The following is a 19,828-nucleotide window of genomic DNA, read 5'->3' as shown; positions in this document are numbered from 1 at the left end:
GCCAAACGGGTGGGTAGCCTCATTTTCCAGCCAAATTCAGGGGTGTACGGCAGTTTGCCGGCCGCCAGATGTCTGGTAAAAATACATCTGTACGCTATAGTTAGTTGAGGTTTGTAAAAAGTATTGCTATTTATTGACCTAACTCCCGGTCTTATAAGGCCTTTGGACAAGGAAACCCGTTGACTACAAGAGGGGTGTACAGGATGTTTCGGAACAGGAGGGGAATAGCGCTGTTCTCACGATGGATGCTGGTCGGCATCATGGCGCTGTTCCCGGCCGTTGGTCATGCGCTGGCATTGGGCAAACTGAAAGTTCTCTCCGCTCTGAACGAACCGCTCAATGCCGAGATTGAATTCACTTCCGTCAACGACAAGGAACTGAAGGGGCTCAGCGTGGCACTGGCCTCGCGCGCCGATTTCGAAGCCGCCGGTGTCGAGCGGCTCCCGTTTCTGTCGCAAGTCAAATTCGTGGTCGACCAGAGACCCGATGGCCGTCATTTCCTCCAGCTTCGCACCGATCAGCAGATTGACGAACCTTTCCTGCATTTTTTGCTGCAAGTCGAATGGCCGGGAGGTCGTCTGGTGCGCGAGTACACCGCGCTGATCGACCCGCCTTATAAAATCGCCGGCAAGGCCGCGCCCGTCGAAACACCCGTGGTGACTCCGCCGGCGCCGGCACCAATGCCCGAGACGCAGCCGGCGCCACCCGCACCGGTGGCGGAAGCGCCGCCGATGGACATGATGAAGGAAGAAATTCCGCCCGTCGCCGCCGCCCCGGAAACACAGAAAGCACCCGAAGAACCCAAAGCCGAAGCAGCACCTCCCAAGGAAGAAGTTGCGCAGCAAGTTCCGCCACCGGAGACGGTGCCGGCAGAGCAGAAGCTGGGACCGCCTGAGATGGCTCAGGGCGTGCCGCCGGAAGAACCCGGCGCGCCAAAAGTTGAACCACTGGAAGCGGCACCGACTGCAGAACCCGCACCGGAAGCGCCGCCGCCGGCAGCGCCGGAAGCCGTGCCAGCACAGGCGCAGATGGCGGAGTACAACGTGCAGCGTGGCGACACGCTGTGGCGCATCGCCGAGCAGGCACGCGCGGATAATCGTGACGTGAGCATCGAGCAGATGATCCTCGCGATCTACCGCACCAACCAGGACGCTTTTTTCGGCAACAACGTCAACAACCTGAAGGCGGGCAAGATTCTCAAGATGCCCGAACGCGAGGCAGTGGAAGCGACCACGACCTCCGAGGCGCGCCGGGAATTCCGCGCGCAATACAGCGCCTGGCAGGAATACAAACTGAAACTGGCGAGCGCCAGTGGTGCCGTTAAGGTTCCGGAACCGACAGAAGCTGCGTTGGAAGCGCCCGTTCCGGCACCCGCACCCGTGCCGGCAAAGGAAGTGGCCAAGCCGGCGAAACCGGCTCCGGCCGTGGTGGACAAGAACCGGCAGGAAGAACTGCTCAAGATCGTGCGCAGCACGCTGCAGCGGGAAAAGAGCACGCCGGACCAGAAGGTAGCCGAGAAGGAATCCGCCCAGGAAACGGCCACGCGTGAGCAGCAGGCGCTGGCGGACCGTGCCGCCACGCTGGAGGAATCCCTTGAATCCAAACGCCTTGAAAACAAGGAGCTGAGCGAGAAGGTCGGCGTGGTGCGCTCGCAACTCAGCAAGGAATCGCGCCTGATCGATCTGGAAAGCCAGAGCCTGGCGCAACAGCCAAAGCCGGCCGAAGCCAAACCGGTCGAACCCGCCGCCAAGCCCGCGGAACCGGCCCCCAAGCCCGCGGAACCTGTTACGGCACCTGCGCCGCAGGCTCAGGCCAAGGCCGAGCCGCTGCCGCCGGCCAAGCCCGCGCGCGTGGCGCCTAAAAAGACGCCGGCGCCGCCCGCACCGCCGCCGGAGAAGGACTTCCTCGCCACGGTGCTGGAGGCGGTGCAGAGCGATCTGCTGGTGCCAGTCGTGATCGGCATCGTGGTGCTGCTCAGCGGCGGCATCGCGCTGGTCTATTTCCGCCGGCGCCAGAAGTCCATCGCGGAATTCGAGGAAAGCATTCTCTCGGCCGACGCCATCAGCACCGAATCGCCGGCGACCACCGGCACTGTCGTTGGCCAGCAGTCGGCGGCCGCGACCACCGGTGGCGATACCTCGTTCCTCAGCGATTTCAGCCAGGGCGGCATGGGCAACATCCACACCGACGAGGTCGATCCGATTGCCGAGGCCGAGGTTTACCTGGCCTACGGACGCGACGAAACGGCCGAGGAGATTCTCAAGGAGGCCATGGTCAAGAACCCGGACCGCCAGGAGATCAAGCTCAAGCTGCTCGAGATTTATCACCAGCGCAATGACGTTTCCGCGTTCGAAACGCTCGCCGAGGAACTCTACGCCGCACAAGGCGGGCGTGGTGGCAAAGTCTGGGACAAAGTGGAAGAGATGGGGCGCAAGCTCAATCCGGGCAACCCGATGTTCCGTGGCGGCGCTCCGGGCAAAGCTCCGGCGGGCGCGGCTCCGGCCAGGCCCGAGGCTGTCACCAAGCCGGCAGCCACCGCACCATCCGGCGTTAATTTTCCGGCCGCTTCCACCGAAACGGCAAAAACGGAACTGGCCGGTGACTTCGATTTTGATATCGAGTCACCTGCACCGGAGTCGAACAAAACAGCTGCCGGCGGCGATGACTTCTCGGTGATGATGCCGGAGACTCCGTCCAGGGCCAAGGAAGAGACCAGTCTTGAATCGCTCGAACTGGGCGGTGCGGCGGACAGCGGGCTTGATTTCGATGTCGGCGGCGGAGAAGCGCCGGGCGCGCCCGCTGGAAATGAAATCAAATGGGAACCGGCGGCGCCTGCCGCGGGAGCCGAGATGGATCTGGAAGCAGCCGCCGCTCCGGCGGGCAATGGCGAGGGCTCGGCGCAGTGGGATGAAGCGGCGACCAAGCTCGACCTGGCCAAGGCCTACATCGACATGGGCGACGCCGAAGGCGCGCGCAGCATTCTGCAGGAAGTGATGGCGGAAGGCAGCGAGGCGCAGAAGAAGCAGGCGCAGGAACTTTCGTCCCAGATCGCGTAAGCCGTAATCCGTGATTCGTAACAAAAAAGGCGGGCTTGGCCCGCCTTTTTTGTTTTTTGTGTTTTCAGAAGCGTCGTTTGAAATAAATATCCACGCCGCGCATCAGGCCCGACCGGGCTTCGATGCCTATATAGCCATCCGTTTCCACGTTCAGGTCGAGGCCGAGAAATCCTCCTGACTGCGCGCCGCGCTCGAACGACAGCGTGTGATTGATGGAACCGGTGGCGCGTTCCTCGCCGTCAATCTTGCCGTAGTTGCCGCCACCGTAGAGCCGCCAATTCCGCGCCAGCGTCAGCGTGGCGCCGAGCTGCGCCTGCGGTTGCACCCAATCGATTACGACCGTCTGGGCATCACTTTTGTGATCCGTCTTCTGGTAGCCGTAATCGAGCGTGCCATACAGGGAGGCGCGCTGACCCTCCAGCAGAACGGCGTGCAACGAGAACCCCGCATGAAACCCGTCCAGCTCGATTCCGGCGGTCACGGGGTTGTTGGTCTGGGTGAGCCAGGCATAGCCGCCATACATGCCCAAGGTCACGCGGCGGCTCACCTGCTCGCGCAGGCTGACGCCCAGCCAGCTGCTGGTGCCGTCCTGGGTCCGGCCGGCGTAGTCGAGCGGCATTTTGGCGCGCGCAAAGCGCAGCGAAAAGTCCAGGTTCGAAGCGTTGTTGTCCGCCGGCACCAGCGGGCCGGCGGCCTCGGCCACGGCGGGCAGAATGAATATCAGCAACAAGCCTGTCAGACGTCTCATTCGCGGTTTTTCCTGTCGTAAGTCACGAAGCTGTAAGCATAGGGGTTTTTTTCATCCGCCTCGTGGCGCGTACGGCTGGTCTCGTGCCATTCGCTGGCATCGAACTCCGGAAACCAGGTGTCGCCAGGGATGTCGGCATGCACCAGCGTCAGATAAATCCGGTCGGCGTCACCGATGGTTTGACGATAAATTTCCGCGCCGCCGATGATAAAGATCTCCGGGTCGTCCTGGATGTCCCGCAGCGCCTCCGCGAGTGAATGCTTCACCTGACAGCCCGGCGCGTGGTAACCGGGGTTGCGCGTGATCACGATATTGGTGCGGTCGGGCAGGGGTTTGCCGATGGATTCGTAATTGCGCCGCCCCATGATCACATGATGGCCGGTGGTGAGTTGCCGGAAATGCCGCAGATCCGCCGGCAGTCGCCACGGGAGCGCGTTGTTGACGCCGATCACGCGGTTTTCCGCCATGGCGGCGATGAGCGAAACACGCATAACGCAAGTTAAAAGTGAAAAATGAAAAGTGAAAAGTTGAATGACAAAACACTATTCACTTTGCACTTTACACTTTTCACTGTTTATACCGCCACCGGCGCCTTGATGGCCGGATGCGGGTCGTAGTTCAGCAGTTCGAAATCGTCGAAAGTGAAATCGAACAGGGCGGTCTTTTCGGGATTGAGGCGCATGGACGGCAGCGGGCGCGGCTCGCGCGCCAGTTGGGTATGCGCCTGCTCCAGATGGTTCAGATACAGATGGGCGTCGCCGAGCGTGTGGATGAATTCCCCGGGTTTGAGGCCGGTGACCTGCGCGATCATCAGGGTCAGCAGGGCGTAGGAAGCGATATTGAACGGCACGCCGAGGAAAATATCGGCACTGCGCTGATACAGCTGGCAGGACAGCCGGCCGTGGGCGACGTAGAACTGGAACAGCAGGTGGCAGGGCGGCAGCGCCATGCGCCCGATCTCGGCGACGTTCCAGGCGCTGACGATCAGGCGGCGCGAGTCCGGATTCTGGCGGATATCGCGCACCACCTCGCTGATCTGGTCGATGCGCCGGCCGTCCGGCGCCGGCCAGGAACGCCACTGCGAGCCGTAAACCGGGCCGAGATCGCCGTTCGCGTCGGCCCATTCGTCCCAGATGCTGACGCCGTTTTCCTTCAGGTAGCGGATATTGGTATCACCGCGCAGGAACCACAGCAGCTCGTGGATGATGGACCGGGTGTGGACCTTCTTGGTGGTGAGCAGGGGGAATCCCTGAGCCAGGTCGAAGCGCATCTGGTGACCGAACACGGAGAGGGTGCCGGTGCCGGTGCGATCGTCCTTGCGCACCCCGTGGTGCATCACGTGCCGCATCAGGTCGAGGTACTGCCGCATGCGTTTGCCTCCGTTTGCCGACTTGTCGAACAACGCGCCGACGATTATATCCGCTCACGCCAAAGCGCGCAGCCGCTCAGTGCCGCGGCGGCGCGAACAGCCGCACGTTGCGGTGCTTGAACAGCGGCAGCAGCACCATGCCGGCGACGAAGCCGCCGATGTGTGCGCCGAAGGCGACGCCGCCCTGGGCGGGATCGGCGAGCGCCGAGCTGACCAGTTGCAGCACGAACCAGAAACCCAGCACCACCATGGCCGGCAGGCGCATGGTGCGCATGTAAACGCCCAGCGGTATCAGCACCAGCACGTGCGCGCGCGGATAGAGCAGCAGGTAGGCGCCGAGCACGCCGGAAATCGCGCCGCTGGCGCCGATCATGGGTATCGTGGAATTCGTATCCGGCAGGGCCTGCGCGAACACGGCGGCGACCCCGCACAACAGATAGAAAATCACGAAACGCACGTGACCCATGGCGTCCTCGATGTTGTTGCCGAAGATCCAGAGATAGAGCATGTTGCCGATCAGATGCATCCAGCCGCCGTGCAGGAACATGGAGCTGAACACCGTCACGGATGGCGGCACCAGCGCCAGTTCCGGCGGCAGGGTTTTGCCGCCCAGCAGCGTGGCCGGGATCACGCCAAGACGGAAGACGGCGGCTTCGAAACCCTGTGCGCCAAGCGACAGCTGCCACAGGAAAACCAGCACACAGGCGATGATAAAGGCTATCGTCAGCAACGGTGTGATGGTCGTGGGATTGTCGTCGTGCAGCGGGATCATCGGTCAGGCTTGCTTCATGAACTGGCGCGGATCCTGGCGGTAGAAGTGTTGCAACTGTTTATACACTGACGGATAAGCCTCGTAAACGAGGTGTGGATTGGTGAAGAAGGTCTCGCTCATTACGGCGAAAAACTCTGCCGGGTCCTCGGCGGCATAGGGATCGATGCGGCTATGCTCGGCGTTGTCGTCCACTTCGGTGCACAGTTTCCGGTAGGCGGCGTGGAAATCGCGCGCCCAGGCGCGCGCGTCCATGTCTGCATGCAGCGGCGGGAAGCCGTTGGCCTCGCCGTTGAGCAGATCCAGCTTGTGCGCGCATTCGTGGATCACGAGATCGTAATCGCCGGGCGTTTCGTTTTCCGCGCGCATCGCCTCCCAGGACAGCACGATCGGACCCTGGGACATGGACTGGCCGCAGAGGTCCATGATCTCGCGATGCACAATGCCGTGTTCGTCCATGTACTCATCTTGCACGCGGAAATCACCCGGATAGATCACGATCGAGCTCCAGTCGGCGTAATAATCGAGCCCGAGATGGAGAATGGGGATCACGGCATGCAGCGCGATGCGGGCGCGCGCCGGTTCGGTAACCTTGAACCCCGCCGCGCCCTCGAAGGCTTTGGCGCGCAGAACCTGCGCCGTGAGCTCGCGCAGTTGCGCGCGGTCGTCTGGTGGCAGGGCGCGCGCGTAGGCGCAGCTGTACAGGGTTTCCGCCCACAGCGCATTGGACAGGGCATTGCTTCGGGAGCGCCAGCGGCGATAAAGGTTCCTCAGGACACCGGCGCGGGCGCCGCGGCGCGGCGAGGGTTTCCGTTTAGCGGCCACCGCCGAGCAACCGGATCGCCAGTTGTTTGCCTTTTTCCACGGCCGGCTGGTCCAGCGGGTTGATGCCGTAGAGCAGGCCGGCGTAGACCGTGGCGCGCTGATAGAGATCGATCAGCTGGCCCAGCGCGTGGGCATCGAGCCGGGACAGGCGCAGGGTCATGTTCGGGTGGCCGGTTTCGGTGATCACCTGGCGCGTGGCCTGGAGCTCCGCCTCGAGCACGTCCTGCATGTGCTTGCCGTCGAGATAGGGAAAATATTTCCGGTCATGTTCTGTCAGCGGGATGCGCCGATTGGACTCGCGCTGGTCGATCGCCAGGAAGCTGAAAATCTTGTCACGCCGCGACTCCAGATACATCTGCAACTGGCTGTGCTGGTCCACCGTGCCCAGCGCCGTGACCGGCAGCGTGCCGGCCGGCGGATCGTCCGCGCGCGCGCCGCGGCGCTTGCCGAGGGATTCCGCCCACAGCTGGCGGTACCAGTCGCCGAAGAGCTGCAACGGATCGGCGTAGGGCATCATGATCGAGACGCGCTTGTGGCGGCGGGTGTCGAGCAGGAAGAACAGGGCCGCCAGTTCCAGCGCCGGGTTGCCCGAAGGGTTATCCGAGACACAGCGCGCCGCATTGGCCGCGCTGCCGGCCAGCAGGGCGCGGATGTCCACGCCCACCGCGGCCAGCGGCAACAGCCCCACGGCGGTCAGCACCGAATAACGCCCGCCCACCCGCGGCGGCACCGGCAGCGACGCCAGGTCCTCGCGCGTGGCCAAATCGCGCAGCCATCCCTGCGCCGGATCGGTGATCAAGTATTGATGTCGGCGCGCCTTGTCCTTGCCCAGTTGCTGCTCCAGCCACTCGCGCAGGATCAGGTACTGGATGCCCGTTTCAATGGTCCCGCCGGACTTGCTGATGCAAATCACCGCCGACTTTTCGGCGGAGCGGTTGCGAACGAACACATCCAGGTTGCGGGGATCGATGTTTTCCAGGAAATGCAGCCGTGGGCGATGGGCGCCGGGCTCGTCGACAAGCGCCTGGTGCACGGCCTTGGCGCCGAGGCTGGATCCACCGATGCCGATGACGGCGATATCCTCGAAACGGCGCAGTTGCTCCGCCGCCGTTTCGATCGCCGGCAGCGTTGCCGGCATGCTGTCGTGCAGGGTCAGGCAGGCGAACTCGGCATTCAGTCCGCCCGCGGATTTATCGACGAGCGCCTGATGCACGCGCCGCAATTCCGGCGCCAGCGCCTCGACCTCGGTGCGGTCAACGCCTTCGACGCCGACGCCGTCCCGATACAGGCGCGCGGTGTCGATCTGCAGCAACGGCGGCGGGGAGGAAGCGGGTGAATTTTTGCCGGGTGGGGCCACGGGTTGTTTCGTCTGCGTCAGGATTGACGCCATACTATCATTCTTTGTTGTCGCGCTGCTCCGCGGCCTCCAGCGTGTTCAGCAGCAGCGTGGCCACGGTCATTGGCCCGACGCCGCCCGGCACTGGCGTGATCCAGCCGGCGCGCTGTTTGGCGGTTTCGAATTCCACGTCGCCGACCAGTTTTCCGTTCGGCAGGCGGTTAATGCCGACGTCGATGACAATCGCGCCGGGCCTGATCCACTCGCCCTTGACCATGCCGGGCTTGCCGACCGCGACCACCAGCACCTCGGCGCGGGCGACATGCCCGGGCAGGTCCCGGGTATAGCGATGGCAGGTGGTGACGGTGCAGCCGGCCAGCAGCAGTTCGAGCGACATGGGACGTCCGACGATGTTGGACGCACCGACCACGACGGCCTCCTTGCCTGCCAGCGCCTCGCCGGTGGTCTGTAGCAGGCGCATGACGCCGTAGGGCGTGCACGGGCGCAGGCGCGGAATGCGCTGCGCCAGCCGGCCGATGTTGTAGGGATGAAATCCGTCCACGTCCTTGGTCGGACTGATGCGCTCAATGACGATGGTCTGATCTATGTGCCTGGGCAACGGCAGCTGTACCAGGATGCCGTCCACATTCGGGTCGGAATTCAGCTGGTCGATATGGGACAGGAGTTTCTCCTGAGGGGTGTCCAGCGGCAGGTCGTAATCGAAGGACATGAAGCCGGCAGCGGCACAGGCCTCGCGCTTGTTGCGCACGTAAACCTCGGAGGCGGCCTCGTGGCCGACCTTGAGCACGGCGAGACCGGGCGGCCGTTTGCCCGACACGAGGCGGCGGTCCACCCGCTGTTTGATTTCAGCGCGCAGTTCTTGTGCGATTTTCTTTCCGTCGAGGATGCGTGCGCTCATGATTGACCCGGCATATCCGAGTGTTTACCAACCGCGGCGCGGAAGTATGCGCCCGGCGCATCATCGCACGCGCTACGGCGGCGCGCCAAGCGCAGCCATCGCATTTTTGCCTGACTTTTAGCCTATAATTCAGGCACGCCAGATTGACGGTCCCGAGGGCGGTGCGTATAGTTCCGGCCTCGCGCCGACCGGGCCAAGCCGATTTTGCATGCGTTCGCCGCGGCGGTTCGCGGAAGCGGCGCCTGGCGTGAGTACCGCTCGGGGTATAGCGCAGCCTGGTAGCGCACCTGCTTTGGGAGCAGGGTGTCGTGGGTTCAAATCCCTCTACCCCGACCATATTCAGAAATTGCGTGTTGGGTGTGCATCGGCTGTAATGGGCGTTAGAGCGCCCGTAGCTCAGGTGGATAGAGCACCAGCCTTCTAAGCTGGTGGTCGCAGGTTCGACTCCTGCCGGGCGCGCCATACAAGCCATCCATGGCCGGGCGTTCGGCGGCGCAAACGTCCACTAGACGTTTGCGAAGGCTCCGCGTCTCCCCGAGTGGAGTATGATGTTTCTTCGCAGGTATAATATCCGGCGACGTAGATCACCATATGGTGAGCGTAGCTCAGTTGGTTAGAGTCCCGGATTGTGATTCCGGTTGTCGTGGGTTCGAGTCCCATCGCTCACCCCATTTTTTTTGACCCGGGCCGTTAGCTCAGTTGGTAGAGCAGCTGACTCTTAATCAGCGGGTCGTAGGTTCAACCCCTACACGGCCCACCATTTTTTTGCACCGCCGGGTATTTTTGGAGGAGAGAAGGCTGTTTCTCTCCCGGCGATTCCGCCCGCTTTCGTTCCCTGATCTTGCGGTGAGCCTGTCTGGCCGGCGTCAGGCAGCTTGGCGCTATACTGTGTCCGATTATTGCTGCGAATGTGGCGGAACTGGTAGACGCGCTGGATTTAGGTTCCAGTGGGGTAACCCGTGGGGGTTCGAGTCCCTCCATTCGCACCACCTCTTTTTTATGCCTGAAAGCCATTATTGTTGGCCTGCCCGCGGCAAATCGGTATGATTCCTCTCCAAAATACAGCCGGTTCAATATTTTATCGTTCATTGATTATGGGGTTTTCCAATGCAAGTTTCGGTTGAAACCATCGGCACGCTCGGGAGGCGCCTGAAAGTGGCGGTGCCGGCGGATCAGGTGGAGAAAGAATTCAATGTCAGGCTGCAGCGCCTGTCGAAACAGGTGAAGCTGCCCGGCTTTCGGCCGGGCAAAGTGCCGCTCAAGATGGTCGAGGCCCAGTATGGCGGACGGCTGATGGACGAAGTGGCGGGGGAGCTGATCCAGACCACATTGTACGAGGCCATTGGCAGCCAGGGTTTGCGTCCGGCGGGCGATCCGCGCATCCAGCGCAAGCCGGCGGTGCGTGGCGAGCAACTCGAATACACCGTCGAGTTTGAAATCTTCCCGGAAGTAAAGCGTTTCGATCTGGCGGGCAGCCGCATCGAGCGGCCGGTGGTGACGGTGAGCGAAGAAGACGTGAACCGTACGCTCGAGACCATTCGCAAGCAGCGCGCCACCTGGAAGCCGGTGGAGCGCGAGGCACGCCAGGGAGACCGGCTCAGCATCGATTTCATCGGGCGCCTCAACGGCAAGGAGTTCGATGGCGGCAAGGCCAATGGTTTTCAGCTAACACTGGGCAGCGGCACGCTGATCGAGGACATGGAGCAGGGGCTGCTCGGTGCCAAAACCGGTGACATGCGCCAAATCCCGGCCAGGTTCCCGGCGGACTACCGGCATTCCGTGCTGGCGGGGCAGACGGCGGATTTCGAGGTGAAGATCAACGAAATCGCCGAACCGGTATTACCGGAGCTGAACGAAGGCTTTGCTCGCGATCTCGGCGTGGCCGACGGAAGTCTGGACAAACTGCGGTCCGACATCCGGAACAACCTGGAGCGCGAAGCGGCCGGCCGCGCCCGCGCCGTGGTGCGCGCACGCACGCTCAAACTGTTGCTGGACGCGAATCCAATCGAAGTGCCCCAGAGTCTGCTGGACGCGGAGGCACAACGCCTGAAGAACAGCGACGTGGCCGGTGGTCTGGGCGCGAAGGACGAAGCGGCTTATTCAGTGCGGGCACGCAGCCGTGTGGCGCTGGGACTGATTCTGGGCGAGTTTATTCGCAATCGCGGGCTTACGCCTGACCCGGCGCGGGTGCGCGCCAAGATCGAGGAAATGGCTGCCGATTACGAGTCTCCCCAGGAGTTCATCCAGTGGCATTATGAAAAGCCGGAGCGTTTGAGCGAGATTGAAGGCCTGGTCATGGAGGAAAAAGTCGTCGAAGACCTGCTGGTTTCCGCCGATATCAGCGACAAGCCGGTGAGTTTCCAGGAACTGCTGAAGATCGAGACTGTTGTTCAATAGCTCGAATGGCTAATATCCACCCGAGATAACCGATTCTGGCATAATGCAAGGAACTGAATGATGAAAGATACCGGACAATACGGCGGAGCGCTGAATCCCCAGGCCCTGGGCCTGGTTCCCATGGTTATCGAGACCACGGGACGAGGCGAGCGCGCCTACGATATTTACTCGCGCATGCTCAAGGAGCGCGTGGTGTTTCTCGTGGGACCCGTCGAGGACCATATGGCGAACCTGGTCGTGGCCCAGCTGCTGTTCCTTGAGTCCGAAAACCCGGACAAGGACATACACCTTTATATCAACTCGCCGGGCGGCGCCGTAAACGCGGGTCTGGCGATCTACGACACCATGCAATTCATCAAGCCGGATGTGAGCACGGTGTGCATCGGCCAGGCCGCCAGCATGGGCGCGCTGATCCTCACCGGCGGTGCCGCCGGCAAACGCTTCGCCCTGCCGCATTCCCGCATGATGGTGCATCAGCCCATGGGCGGTTTTCAGGGCCAGGCGACCGACTTTGACATCCACGCGCGCGAGATCCTGCGCATACGCGAACGGCTGAACCAGATCATGGTCAAACATACCGGTCGCACCATGGACCAGATCAAGGAAGATACCGACCGCGATTACTTCATGGACGGCGAGGAGGCCAAGGGTTTCGGCCTTATTGACTCGGTTATCGAAAAGCGCACTTAGAAAAAACAGGTGCACTTTCCGCGGGATATGCTATAGATTTAAGGTATAATATTGGTAAAGTAGATGAGTATTGCAGGCGATTATTACTTGCAAAGGGTGGCGGAAACCCGCATTCTTTGCGGCATAAAGATCCTTAATCGATAGCGAGGTTTAAGGATGGCAGACAACAACCACACGGGCAGGGGCGATGGCAAGGGCGAAAAGCTCCTGTATTGCTCGTTCTGCGGCAAGAGCCAGCACGAGGTGCGCAAGCTGATTGCCGGTCCTTCCGTATTCGTTTGTGATGAATGCGTCGAGTTGTGCAACGACATCATCCGCGAAGAGGTTCAGGAAGAGAAAAACGCCGCCAACGCCAAGAAAAAATTCCCCACCCCGCGCGAGATCCACCAGATTCTCGACGAGTACGTGATCGGACAAAGCGACGCCAAGAAGGTATTGTCGGTCGCGGTCTACAATCACTACAAGCGCATCGAGAACGAAGGCAAGATCGGCGAGGTCGAGCTTTCCAAGAGCAACATCCTGATGATCGGGCCGACCGGCTCGGGCAAGACGCTGCTGGCCGAGACGCTGGCGCGACTGCTCAACGTGCCGTTCACCATCGCCGACGCCACCACGCTCACCGAAGCGGGTTATGTCGGCGAGGACGTCGAGAACATCATCCAGAAGCTGCTGCAGAAGTGCGACTACGACGTCGAGAAGGCGCAGAAGGGCATCGTCTACATCGACGAGATCGACAAGATTTCCCGCAAGTCCGAGAATCCCTCGATCACGCGCGACGTATCGGGCGAGGGCGTGCAGCAGGCGCTGCTCAAGCTCATCGAAGGCACGATCGCTTCGGTGCCGCCGCAGGGCGGACGCAAGCATCCGCAGCAGGAATTCCTGCAGGTAGACACGCGCAATATACTGTTTATCTGCGGTGGTGCGTTCTCGGGACTGGAGAAGGTTATTCAGAGCCGCAGCGAACGGACCGGTATCGGCTTCAATGCCGAAATCCGCAGCAAGGCCAACGCCAAAAAAGCCGGCGAAGTGCTGCGCGCGGTGGAGCCGGAGGACCTGATCAAGTACGGCCTGATTCCGGAATTCGTTGGCCGCCTGCCGGTGGTGGCGATCCTGGACGAACTCGACGAGCGGGCGCTGATCCAGATCCTGACGGAACCCAAGAACGCCCTGGCCAAGCAATACCACAAACTCCTCAAGCTGGAAGGCGTCGAGCTGGAAATTCGCGAGGACGCGCTGCTGGCCGTGGCCAAGCGCGCCATGGAGCGCAAAACCGGCGCGCGCGGCCTGCGCTCCATCCTCGAGCGCGCCTTGCTGGATGTCATGTTCGACCTGCCTTCCAACGAGAACGTGAAAAAGGTGGTCATCGAGGCGGGCGTCATCACGGACGGCACCAAGCCGCTGGTGATCTACGCCGATAACGACGAGCAGGAAAAGCGGCGGGCATCGGTCAGCCAGTAAATGCAACGACAGACCCAAAAAAAGAAACCCCGCCAACGCGGGGTTTCTTTTTTATGAGCAGTTTGTAAGGCCATATGCGCCATTTGTCGCAGGCATGAACGAAGCCGGGAAATTACCGAAAAAATTTCCCGTCGAATGATTGAAATCAGGGGGTTTAGCCCCCAAACTTGAAGAAACCCATCCATTAACTGATTACAGGCGCCAATGCCAGAAACCAAACCAGCCGTGGTAGTTCCCGGATCGGAAACCAGCATCCCCGTGCTGCCGTTGCGCGACGTCGTTGTGTTTCCGCACATGGTCATTCCCCTGTTCGTGGGGCGTCGGAAATCGATACGCGCGCTCGAGCAGGCGATGGAGTCCGGCAAGCAGATCATGCTGGTGGCGCAGAAGAGCGCCTCGGATGACGATCCGACGACGGACAACATCCACACCATCGGCACCATCGCCACGATTCTGCAGTTGCTGAAACTGCCGGATGGCACCGTCAAGGTGCTGGTCGAGGGCGAGCGCCGCGCGGTGCTGCAAAAATATCTGGAGACGGATGATTATTTCTCCGCGCAGGTGGCGCTGCTCGAGGCCATGCCGCTCACGGACAAGGAAGGCGAAGCGCTCACGCGCTCCGTGCTCAACGAATTCGACCAGTACGTCAAGCTCAACATGAAGATCCCGCCCGAGATTCTCACCTCGCTCGCGGGCATCGACGACCCGGGCCGCCTGGCGGACACGGTGGCGGCGCACTTGTCGCTCAAGATCGAGGACAAGCAGCAGATCCTGGAAGTCCAGGACGTGCGCGAGCGCCTGGAAAAGATTCTCGGCGTGCTCGAGAGCGAGATCGACCTGTTGCAGGTCGAGAAGCGCATCCGCGGCCGCGTCAAGCGCCAGATGGAAAAGAGCCAGCGCGAGTATTACCTCAACGAGCAGATGAAGGCGATCCAGAAGGAACTGGGCGAGCTCGACGAAGGACCGAACGAGGCCGAGGAACTGGCGAAGAAGATCGAGAAGGCAGGCATGAGCAAGGAGGCCCGGGAGAAGGCCGAGTCCGAGCTGAAGAAGCTCAAGATGATGTCGCCGATGTCGGCTGAGGCCACCGTCGTGCGCAACTACATCGACTGGCTCGTGAACGTGCCATGGAAGAAGCGCAGCAAGATCCAGAAGGACCTCAGCAAGGCGGAGGAAATCCTGGAGGCCGATCACTACGGCCTGGAGAAGGTCAAGGAACGCATTCTCGAATACCTCGCGGTGCAGCAGCGCGTGGTCAAGCTCAAGGGACCGATCCTGTGTCTGGTGGGGCCGCCGGGCGTCGGCAAGACCTCGCTCGGACAGTCCATCGCGCGCGCCACGAACCGCAAGTTCGTGCGCATGTCGCTGGGCGGCGTGCGCGATGAAGCCGAAATCCGCGGCCATCGCCGTACTTATATAGGTTCGCTGCCGGGCAAGATCATTCAGAACCTGTCGAAGGTGAAGGTGCGCAATCCGCTGTTCATGCTCGACGAAGTGGACAAGATGGCCATGGATTTTCGCGGCGATCCGTCATCCGCGCTGCTGGAAGTGCTCGACCCCGAGCAGAACCACGCATTCAGTGATCATTACCTGGAGGTCGATTACGATCTGTCGGACGTCATGTTCGTCGCCACGGCCAACACGCTGAACATCCCGCCGCCGTTGCTGGATCGCATGGAGGTCATCCGTCTCTCGGGTTATACCGAGGACGAAAAGGTGAACATCGCCATCCGCTACCTGGTACCCAAGCAGCTCAAGAACAACGGGCTCAAGGAGGACGAGCTGCACCTGTCGGAAAAGGCCATTCGCGACGTCATCCGCTATTACACGCGCGAGGCGGGCGTGCGCAATCTGGAGCGCGAAATCGCCAAGATCTGCCGCAAGGTCACCAAGGAATTGCTGCTCAGCAAGGACAAGACGGAAAAGACGGTTTCCGTCACCCCCAAGAGCCTGGAAAAATATCTTGGCGTGCAACGCTTCCGCTACGGTACCGCCGAGCAGACCAACCAGGTCGGTCAGGTGACGGGTCTGGCGTGGACCGAAGTGGGCGGCGAATTGCTCACTATCGAGGCCACCATCGTGCCCGGCAAGGGGAAGCTGACCATTACCGGCAAACTCGGCGATGTCATGCAGGAATCCATCCAGGCGGCCATGAGCGTGGTACGCGCGCGCGCTGCTAAGCTCGGCATCATGCCGGATTTCTACCAGAAACATGACTTCCACGTGCACGTGCCCGAAGGCGCGACGCCGAAGGACGGTCCGAGCGCCGGCATCGCCATGTGCACGGCCATGGTCTCGGCGCTGACCAAGATCGCGGTGCGCGCCGAGGTGGCCATGACCGGCGAGATCACGCTGCGCGGCGAGGTCCTGCCCATCGGCGGGCTCAAGGAGAAGCTGCTCGCGGCGCATCGCGGCAACCTGAAGGTGGTGCTGATCCCGGAAGAGAACCGCAAGGACCTCGCCGAGATCCCGAAGAACATCCGTGACAGCCTCGACATCCGCCCGGTGCGCTGGATCGATCAGGTGCTGGAGGCGGCGCTGGAGCGCATCCCCGAGCCGCTGGACGAAGCCAAGCTGGCGGAGGCGGCCAAGCCTCCCGAGGCCGTCGACACCGCTGCCGTCCGGACACACTGACCGGCGCCGCGGGAATTGCCCATCGCCCTCGATCGAGGGTCATGTACCTGTTGTCTCTGATGTCCGCGACGCGGTGTTTTGATAAACCGCGCCGTGTATATCTTTCTTGACAAGGTTTTTCCACACTTGTATAAAACCTGCGACGCGTCTTGGTTTTTCCCCGGCGCGCCGTTTGGTCTTACCAGCAATGGCTTTTCGGGTATCCATTCACCACATCGAGCAAGGAGCTAACGTGAATAAAACCGATCTGATCGATAAAGTTGCTGTAACCACCGACCTCAACAAGGCCTCCGCCGCGCGCGCCGTGGAAGCGGTGCTGGACACCATTGCCAGCACGCTGCGCCAGGGCGATTCCGTGACGCTTTCGGGATTCGGCACGTTCTCGGTAAGCAATCGGTCGCAGCGCACCGGACGTAATCCAAGAACCGGAGAGATGATCACCATCCCGGCCTCGAAGGCGCCCAAATTCAAGTCTGGCAAAGGCCTGAAGGATGCCTTAAACTAGCCGCCCTTTTGGGGGGTCTTTCGCCTCCGGGTGCTTAGCTCAGCTGGTAGAGCGTCGCCCTTACAAGGCGAATGTCGGCGGTTCGATCCCGTCAGCACCCACCAAGAGACCGGGAGCGGTAGTTCAGTTGGTTAGAATACCGGCCTGTCACGCCGGGGGTCGCGGGTTCGAGTCCCGTCCGCTCCGCCACTACAATCGTATACCGGGCGAGGGTCATTCCTCGCCCTTTCGTTTGGGTCGGCCATCGCATTGATGCGGCGCCTTGGCCCCGTTAAATTACCGCCATAATGCTTACCAAGATCCGCGAGAAAACCCAGGGCATCATCGCCACTTTCATTCTGGTGCTGATCGGCGTCCCGTTCGCACTGTGGGGCGTCAACTCCTATTTCGACACCGGCGGCAAGATCAACGTCGCCAGGGTTGGCGATATGAAAATCAGCCAGGACGAATATCGCCGCACGCTGGACCGGCTGCGCGCCCGCGTGGAACCCAAGGCCATGAACGACCCCCGGTTCAAGCAGTCCGTGTTGGACAGCCTGATCAGTCAGACGCTGCTGGCGCACGACGCCGAGAATCAGGGCTACCGCATCAGCGACGCGCAACTGGCCCAGATTCTGCGGGATCAGCCGTCATTCCAGCGCGATGGCAAGTTCGACCCGGCCCTTTACGAGGCCCTGCTGCGCCGCGAAGGCCTGAGCCCGCGCGAATTCGAGACGCGCGTGCGCGACGATATACTGGTTACCCAGGTGCAGGCCGGCATCAGTGAAAGTTTTGTCGTCACCCAGGGCGAGATAGCGGCGCTGGCGCGCCTGCTGGCACAGGAGCGGGAACTGGCCCAGGCCATGATCAGCGCCGAAGCATTGATGCCGAAGGCCACGGTCAGCGGGGCGGACATCGAGCAGTATTATTCGGCGCATCCCGAAATGTTCCAGTTTCCCGAGCAGGTGCGCGTTGACTACCTGCGCCTTTCCGCCGGTGACCTGAACCAGGGATTCCAGCCCACGGAAGAGGAGCTGAAAAAGGCCTATGCCGAAGAGGCCGCCCGCTACGTGATTCCGGAGAAACGCCGCGCCAGCCATATCCTGATTTCCCTTCCCGCCCAGCCCGGTGAAGACCAGTCAAAGGCGGCGCTCGCCAAAATCCAGGACATCGCCAGACAGGCGCGTGCCGGCGGCGATTTTGGAGGGTTGGCGAAGAAATATTCGGCAGACAGCGTGACGGCCGCGCAGGGTGGCGATCTCGGCGAGGTTCGGCGCGGGGTGCTGCCGAAAGAAGTGGAAGACGCGGTGTTCGCGCTCAAGTCCGGCGAGGTCAGCCAGCCGGTGCGCAGCCCCTTCGGCTATCATCTGGTGAAGTTGACCGCCCACACGCCGGAGAAACGCAAAGCGTTTGCCGAGGTACGCAAGGATCTTGTTGAAGTGTTACGTCGTCGTCAGGCCGAGGAGCGCTTTTTCGACGTGGCCGAAAAATTCAGGAATCTGGTTTACGAACAACCGGACAGTCTCGCGCCCGCCGCCAAGGCGCTGGGACTCGAGATCCGCAAGAGCGAATGGTTCTCGCCTGCCGGCGGCACCGGCATCGCGGCCAATCCCAAGGTGGTGCAGGCGGCCTTCGAGCCGGACGTGCTGAGCCAGGCGCGCAACAGCGACGCCATCGAAATCAGCGCCGACACCCTCGTTGCCGTGCGCGTGGCCGAACGCCGCCCGGCGGGGCGCAAGCCATTGGCGGAAGTGCGCCCCGGAATCGAGCGCACCCTGAAACAGCAGCGGGCGCTGGAACAGGCGCATTCACTGGGCGAAGCGGCGCTGCAGGAGCTGCGTGCCGGAGCATCGCTGGAGGCGGTCGCCAGGAAACACGGCTTTAAATACGTGCCGTCTAGGACGCTGACCCGCCGGCAAACCGGCGGTATCGACCCGCGCATCGTCGAATCCGCCTTCCGCGCGCCGCGGCCGGAGGGCGGGAAACCGGTGCATGAGCTGGTGGATCTGGGAGAGCAGGGTTATGCCTTGCTGGCATTGCAGGGCGTGCGCGATGCCTCAGGCAAGGCGGACAATGCCACGCAACAGCAGATTCGTGCGCTGCTCGGCACCCGCCGCGGGGCTGATTATTACGCCAATTACCGCGAGGGGTTGCGGCAGAAGGCCGAGATCAAGATCTATTCTGACCAGCTTTGACGAGAAACCGTTTCAAATATATTTTTATCCGCAGATTAGCGCAGATTTTATTAAGATGAACGCAGATAAAAACATAACTCCTGATCTGCGTTTATCATCATAATCATCCGCGCTCATCTGCGGATGCCTTGTCTTTCCATTCAGCCTACTCGAGCAGCTTGGCGTAATCGAGGCCGATGGCCACGGTGTTGAAGCCGCCATCCACGTAGGTGATTTCCCCGGTGATGCCGGAGGCGAGATCCGAACACAGAAACGCCGCCACGTTTCCGACCTCGTCGATGGTCACGCCGCGCCCGAGCGGCGCCATCTTGTCGTTGTAGTCCAGCAATTTCTTGAAGTCACTGATACCGGCGGCCGCCAGCGTGCGGATCGGACCGGCGGAAATCGCATTGACGCGTATCCCTTCGGGCCCGAGCGCCTGGGCCAGATAGCGCACATTGGCCTCCAGGCTCGCCTTGGCCAACCCCATGATGTTGTAGTTGGGCACCGAGCGCTCGGCGCCGATATAGGACAGCGTCAGCAGGGCGGCCTGGCGTCCCTGCATCATGGCGCGGCCGGCCTTGGCCAGCGCGGTCATGCTGTAGGAGCTGATTTCGTGCGCGATGCGGAAACCTTCGCGCGTGGTCGCGTCCACGAAGTTTCCGGACAGCTGCTCGCGCAGCGCAAAGGCGACAGAGTGGACGATGATGTCGAGCCCGTCCCAGTAGTCGTCGAGATGCGAGAATACCGCCTCGATCTGCTCGTCGCTGGAAACGTCGCAGGGGATCAGGATGTCGGATTTGGTCTGGGCCGCCAGTTTCTCGACGCGCTCCTTCAGCTTGTCGTTCTGATAGGTGTAGGCGAGCTCGGCGCCTTCCCGGTGCATGGCCTTGGCAATGCCCCAGGCGATGGACCGGTCGCCGGCTACACCCACGATCAGCGCCCGCTTGCCTGCCAAAAATCCCATAA

At 61.7% G+C, this 19,828-nt stretch carries 15 protein-coding genes and 7 tRNA genes; 14 read left to right on the top strand and 8 right to left on the bottom strand.

The features are described 5' to 3' along the window. Positions 1-203 precede the first annotated feature (203 nt). The gene (locus tag SCL_RS14540) at positions 204-3,056 is read left to right on the top strand and encodes a motility hub landmark protein FimV (protein ID WP_096360958.1); all 2,853 of its coding nucleotides are present in this window, start codon (positions 204-206) and stop codon (positions 3,054-3,056) included. Positions 3,057-3,120: 64 nt separating this feature from the next. Here SCL_RS14540 and SCL_RS09295 read toward each other — a convergent pair whose 3' ends face one another. The 7 genes from SCL_RS09295 to folD all read right to left on the bottom strand — a co-directional run bounded on the left by SCL_RS09295 (position 3,121) and on the right by folD (position 9,022). Continuing rightward, positions 3,121-3,804: a hypothetical protein gene (locus SCL_RS09295; RefSeq protein ID WP_148665060.1), complete on the bottom strand. Its 684-nt coding sequence runs from the start codon at positions 3,802-3,804 to the stop codon at positions 3,121-3,123. After that, positions 3,801-4,295 (bottom strand): type 3 dihydrofolate reductase, encoded by a 495-nt coding sequence (gene folA, locus SCL_RS09290; protein ID WP_096360956.1) that lies wholly within the window; start codon positions 4,293-4,295, stop codon positions 3,801-3,803. Before folA ends, SCL_RS09295 begins: the two co-directional genes overlap by 4 nt. An 83-nt stretch (positions 4,296-4,378) precedes the next feature. Next, on the bottom strand, positions 4,379-5,173 hold the full coding sequence (locus SCL_RS09285; protein ID WP_096361922.1) for a thymidylate synthase: 795 nt from the start codon (positions 5,171-5,173) through the stop codon (positions 4,379-4,381). Positions 5,174-5,249: 76 nt separating this feature from the next. Beyond that, positions 5,250-5,945, bottom strand: coding sequence for a rhomboid family intramembrane serine protease (locus SCL_RS09280; protein ID WP_096360955.1), 696 nt, complete (start codon positions 5,943-5,945; stop codon positions 5,250-5,252). A 3-nt stretch (positions 5,946-5,948) separates the two neighbouring features. Then, positions 5,949-6,767: a M90 family metallopeptidase gene (locus SCL_RS09275; protein ID WP_172426005.1), complete on the bottom strand. Its 819-nt coding sequence runs from the start codon at positions 6,765-6,767 to the stop codon at positions 5,949-5,951. Further along, positions 6,757-8,157, bottom strand: a complete 1,401-nt coding sequence (locus tag SCL_RS09270; protein WP_096360953.1) for a glucose-6-phosphate isomerase — start codon at positions 8,155-8,157, stop codon at positions 6,757-6,759. Before SCL_RS09270 ends, SCL_RS09275 begins: the two co-directional genes overlap by 11 nt. Positions 8,158-8,161: 4 nt before the next feature. Continuing rightward, positions 8,162-9,022 carry a bifunctional methylenetetrahydrofolate dehydrogenase/methenyltetrahydrofolate cyclohydrolase FolD gene (gene folD, locus SCL_RS09265; RefSeq protein ID WP_096360952.1) on the bottom strand — a complete coding sequence of 287 codons (861 nt, stop codon included), beginning with the start codon at positions 9,020-9,022 and terminating at the stop codon, positions 8,162-8,164. A gap of 259 nt (positions 9,023-9,281) precedes the next feature. Here folD and SCL_RS09260 point away from each other — a divergent pair. The 13 genes from SCL_RS09260 to SCL_RS09200 all read left to right on the top strand — a co-directional run bounded on the left by SCL_RS09260 (position 9,282) and on the right by SCL_RS09200 (position 18,880). Then, positions 9,282-9,358: transfer RNA gene (locus SCL_RS09260), tRNA-Pro, on the top strand. 49 nt (positions 9,359-9,407) lie between these two features. Then, a tRNA-Arg gene (locus SCL_RS09255) sits at positions 9,408-9,484 on the top strand. A 132-nt stretch (positions 9,485-9,616) separates the two neighbouring features. Beyond that, a tRNA-His gene (locus SCL_RS09250) sits at positions 9,617-9,693 on the top strand. Positions 9,694-9,706: 13 nt separating this feature from the next. After that, positions 9,707-9,782: transfer RNA gene (locus tag SCL_RS09245), tRNA-Lys, on the top strand. A gap of 144 nt (positions 9,783-9,926) precedes the next feature. Further along, positions 9,927-10,011 (top strand) — tRNA-Leu (locus SCL_RS09240). 118 nt (positions 10,012-10,129) lie between these two features. After that, positions 10,130-11,419 (top strand): trigger factor, encoded by a 1,290-nt coding sequence (tig, locus tag SCL_RS09235; protein ID WP_096360951.1) that lies wholly within the window; start codon positions 10,130-10,132, stop codon positions 11,417-11,419. A gap of 57 nt (positions 11,420-11,476) precedes the next feature. Next, a complete protein-coding gene (clpP, locus tag SCL_RS09230) occupies positions 11,477-12,109 on the top strand; it encodes an ATP-dependent Clp endopeptidase proteolytic subunit ClpP (RefSeq protein WP_338054900.1) in 633 nt (210 codons plus the stop codon). A 156-nt stretch (positions 12,110-12,265) separates the two neighbouring features. After that, on the top strand, positions 12,266-13,567 hold the full coding sequence (gene clpX, locus SCL_RS09225) for an ATP-dependent Clp protease ATP-binding subunit ClpX (protein ID WP_096360949.1): 1,302 nt from the start codon (positions 12,266-12,268) through the stop codon (positions 13,565-13,567). A gap of 204 nt (positions 13,568-13,771) precedes the next feature. Beyond that, entirely contained in the window at positions 13,772-16,201 is a 2,430-nt protein-coding gene (gene lon, locus SCL_RS09220) for an endopeptidase La (protein WP_096360948.1), read from the top strand. 187 nt (positions 16,202-16,388) lie between these two features. After that, complete coding sequence (locus SCL_RS09215; protein ID WP_269458342.1) at positions 16,389-16,706, top strand: HU family DNA-binding protein; 318 nt, start codon at positions 16,389-16,391, stop codon at positions 16,704-16,706. Between the two features lie 28 nt (positions 16,707-16,734). Beyond that, positions 16,735-16,810, top strand: a tRNA-Val gene (locus SCL_RS09210). A gap of 8 nt (positions 16,811-16,818) precedes the next feature. Further along, positions 16,819-16,895: transfer RNA gene (locus SCL_RS09205), tRNA-Asp, on the top strand. Positions 16,896-16,993: 98 nt separating this feature from the next. Continuing rightward, complete coding sequence (locus SCL_RS09200) at positions 16,994-18,880, top strand: SurA N-terminal domain-containing protein (RefSeq protein ID WP_096360946.1); 1,887 nt, start codon at positions 16,994-16,996, stop codon at positions 18,878-18,880. 145 nt (positions 18,881-19,025) lie between these two features. Here SCL_RS09200 and SCL_RS09195 read toward each other — a convergent pair whose 3' ends face one another. Further along, entirely contained in the window at positions 19,026-19,826 is an 801-nt protein-coding gene (locus SCL_RS09195; RefSeq protein ID WP_096360945.1) for an enoyl-ACP reductase FabI, read from the bottom strand. Positions 19,827-19,828 lie beyond the last annotated feature (2 nt).

The organism is Sulfuricaulis limicola (genome assembly GCF_002355735.1).
GTDB classification, from domain to species: Bacteria; Pseudomonadota; Gammaproteobacteria; order Acidiferrobacterales; family Sulfurifustaceae; genus Sulfuricaulis; species Sulfuricaulis limicola.
The sequence above is the reverse complement of the archived record's forward strand: the minus strand, read 5'-3'. Positions and strand labels throughout refer to the sequence as shown.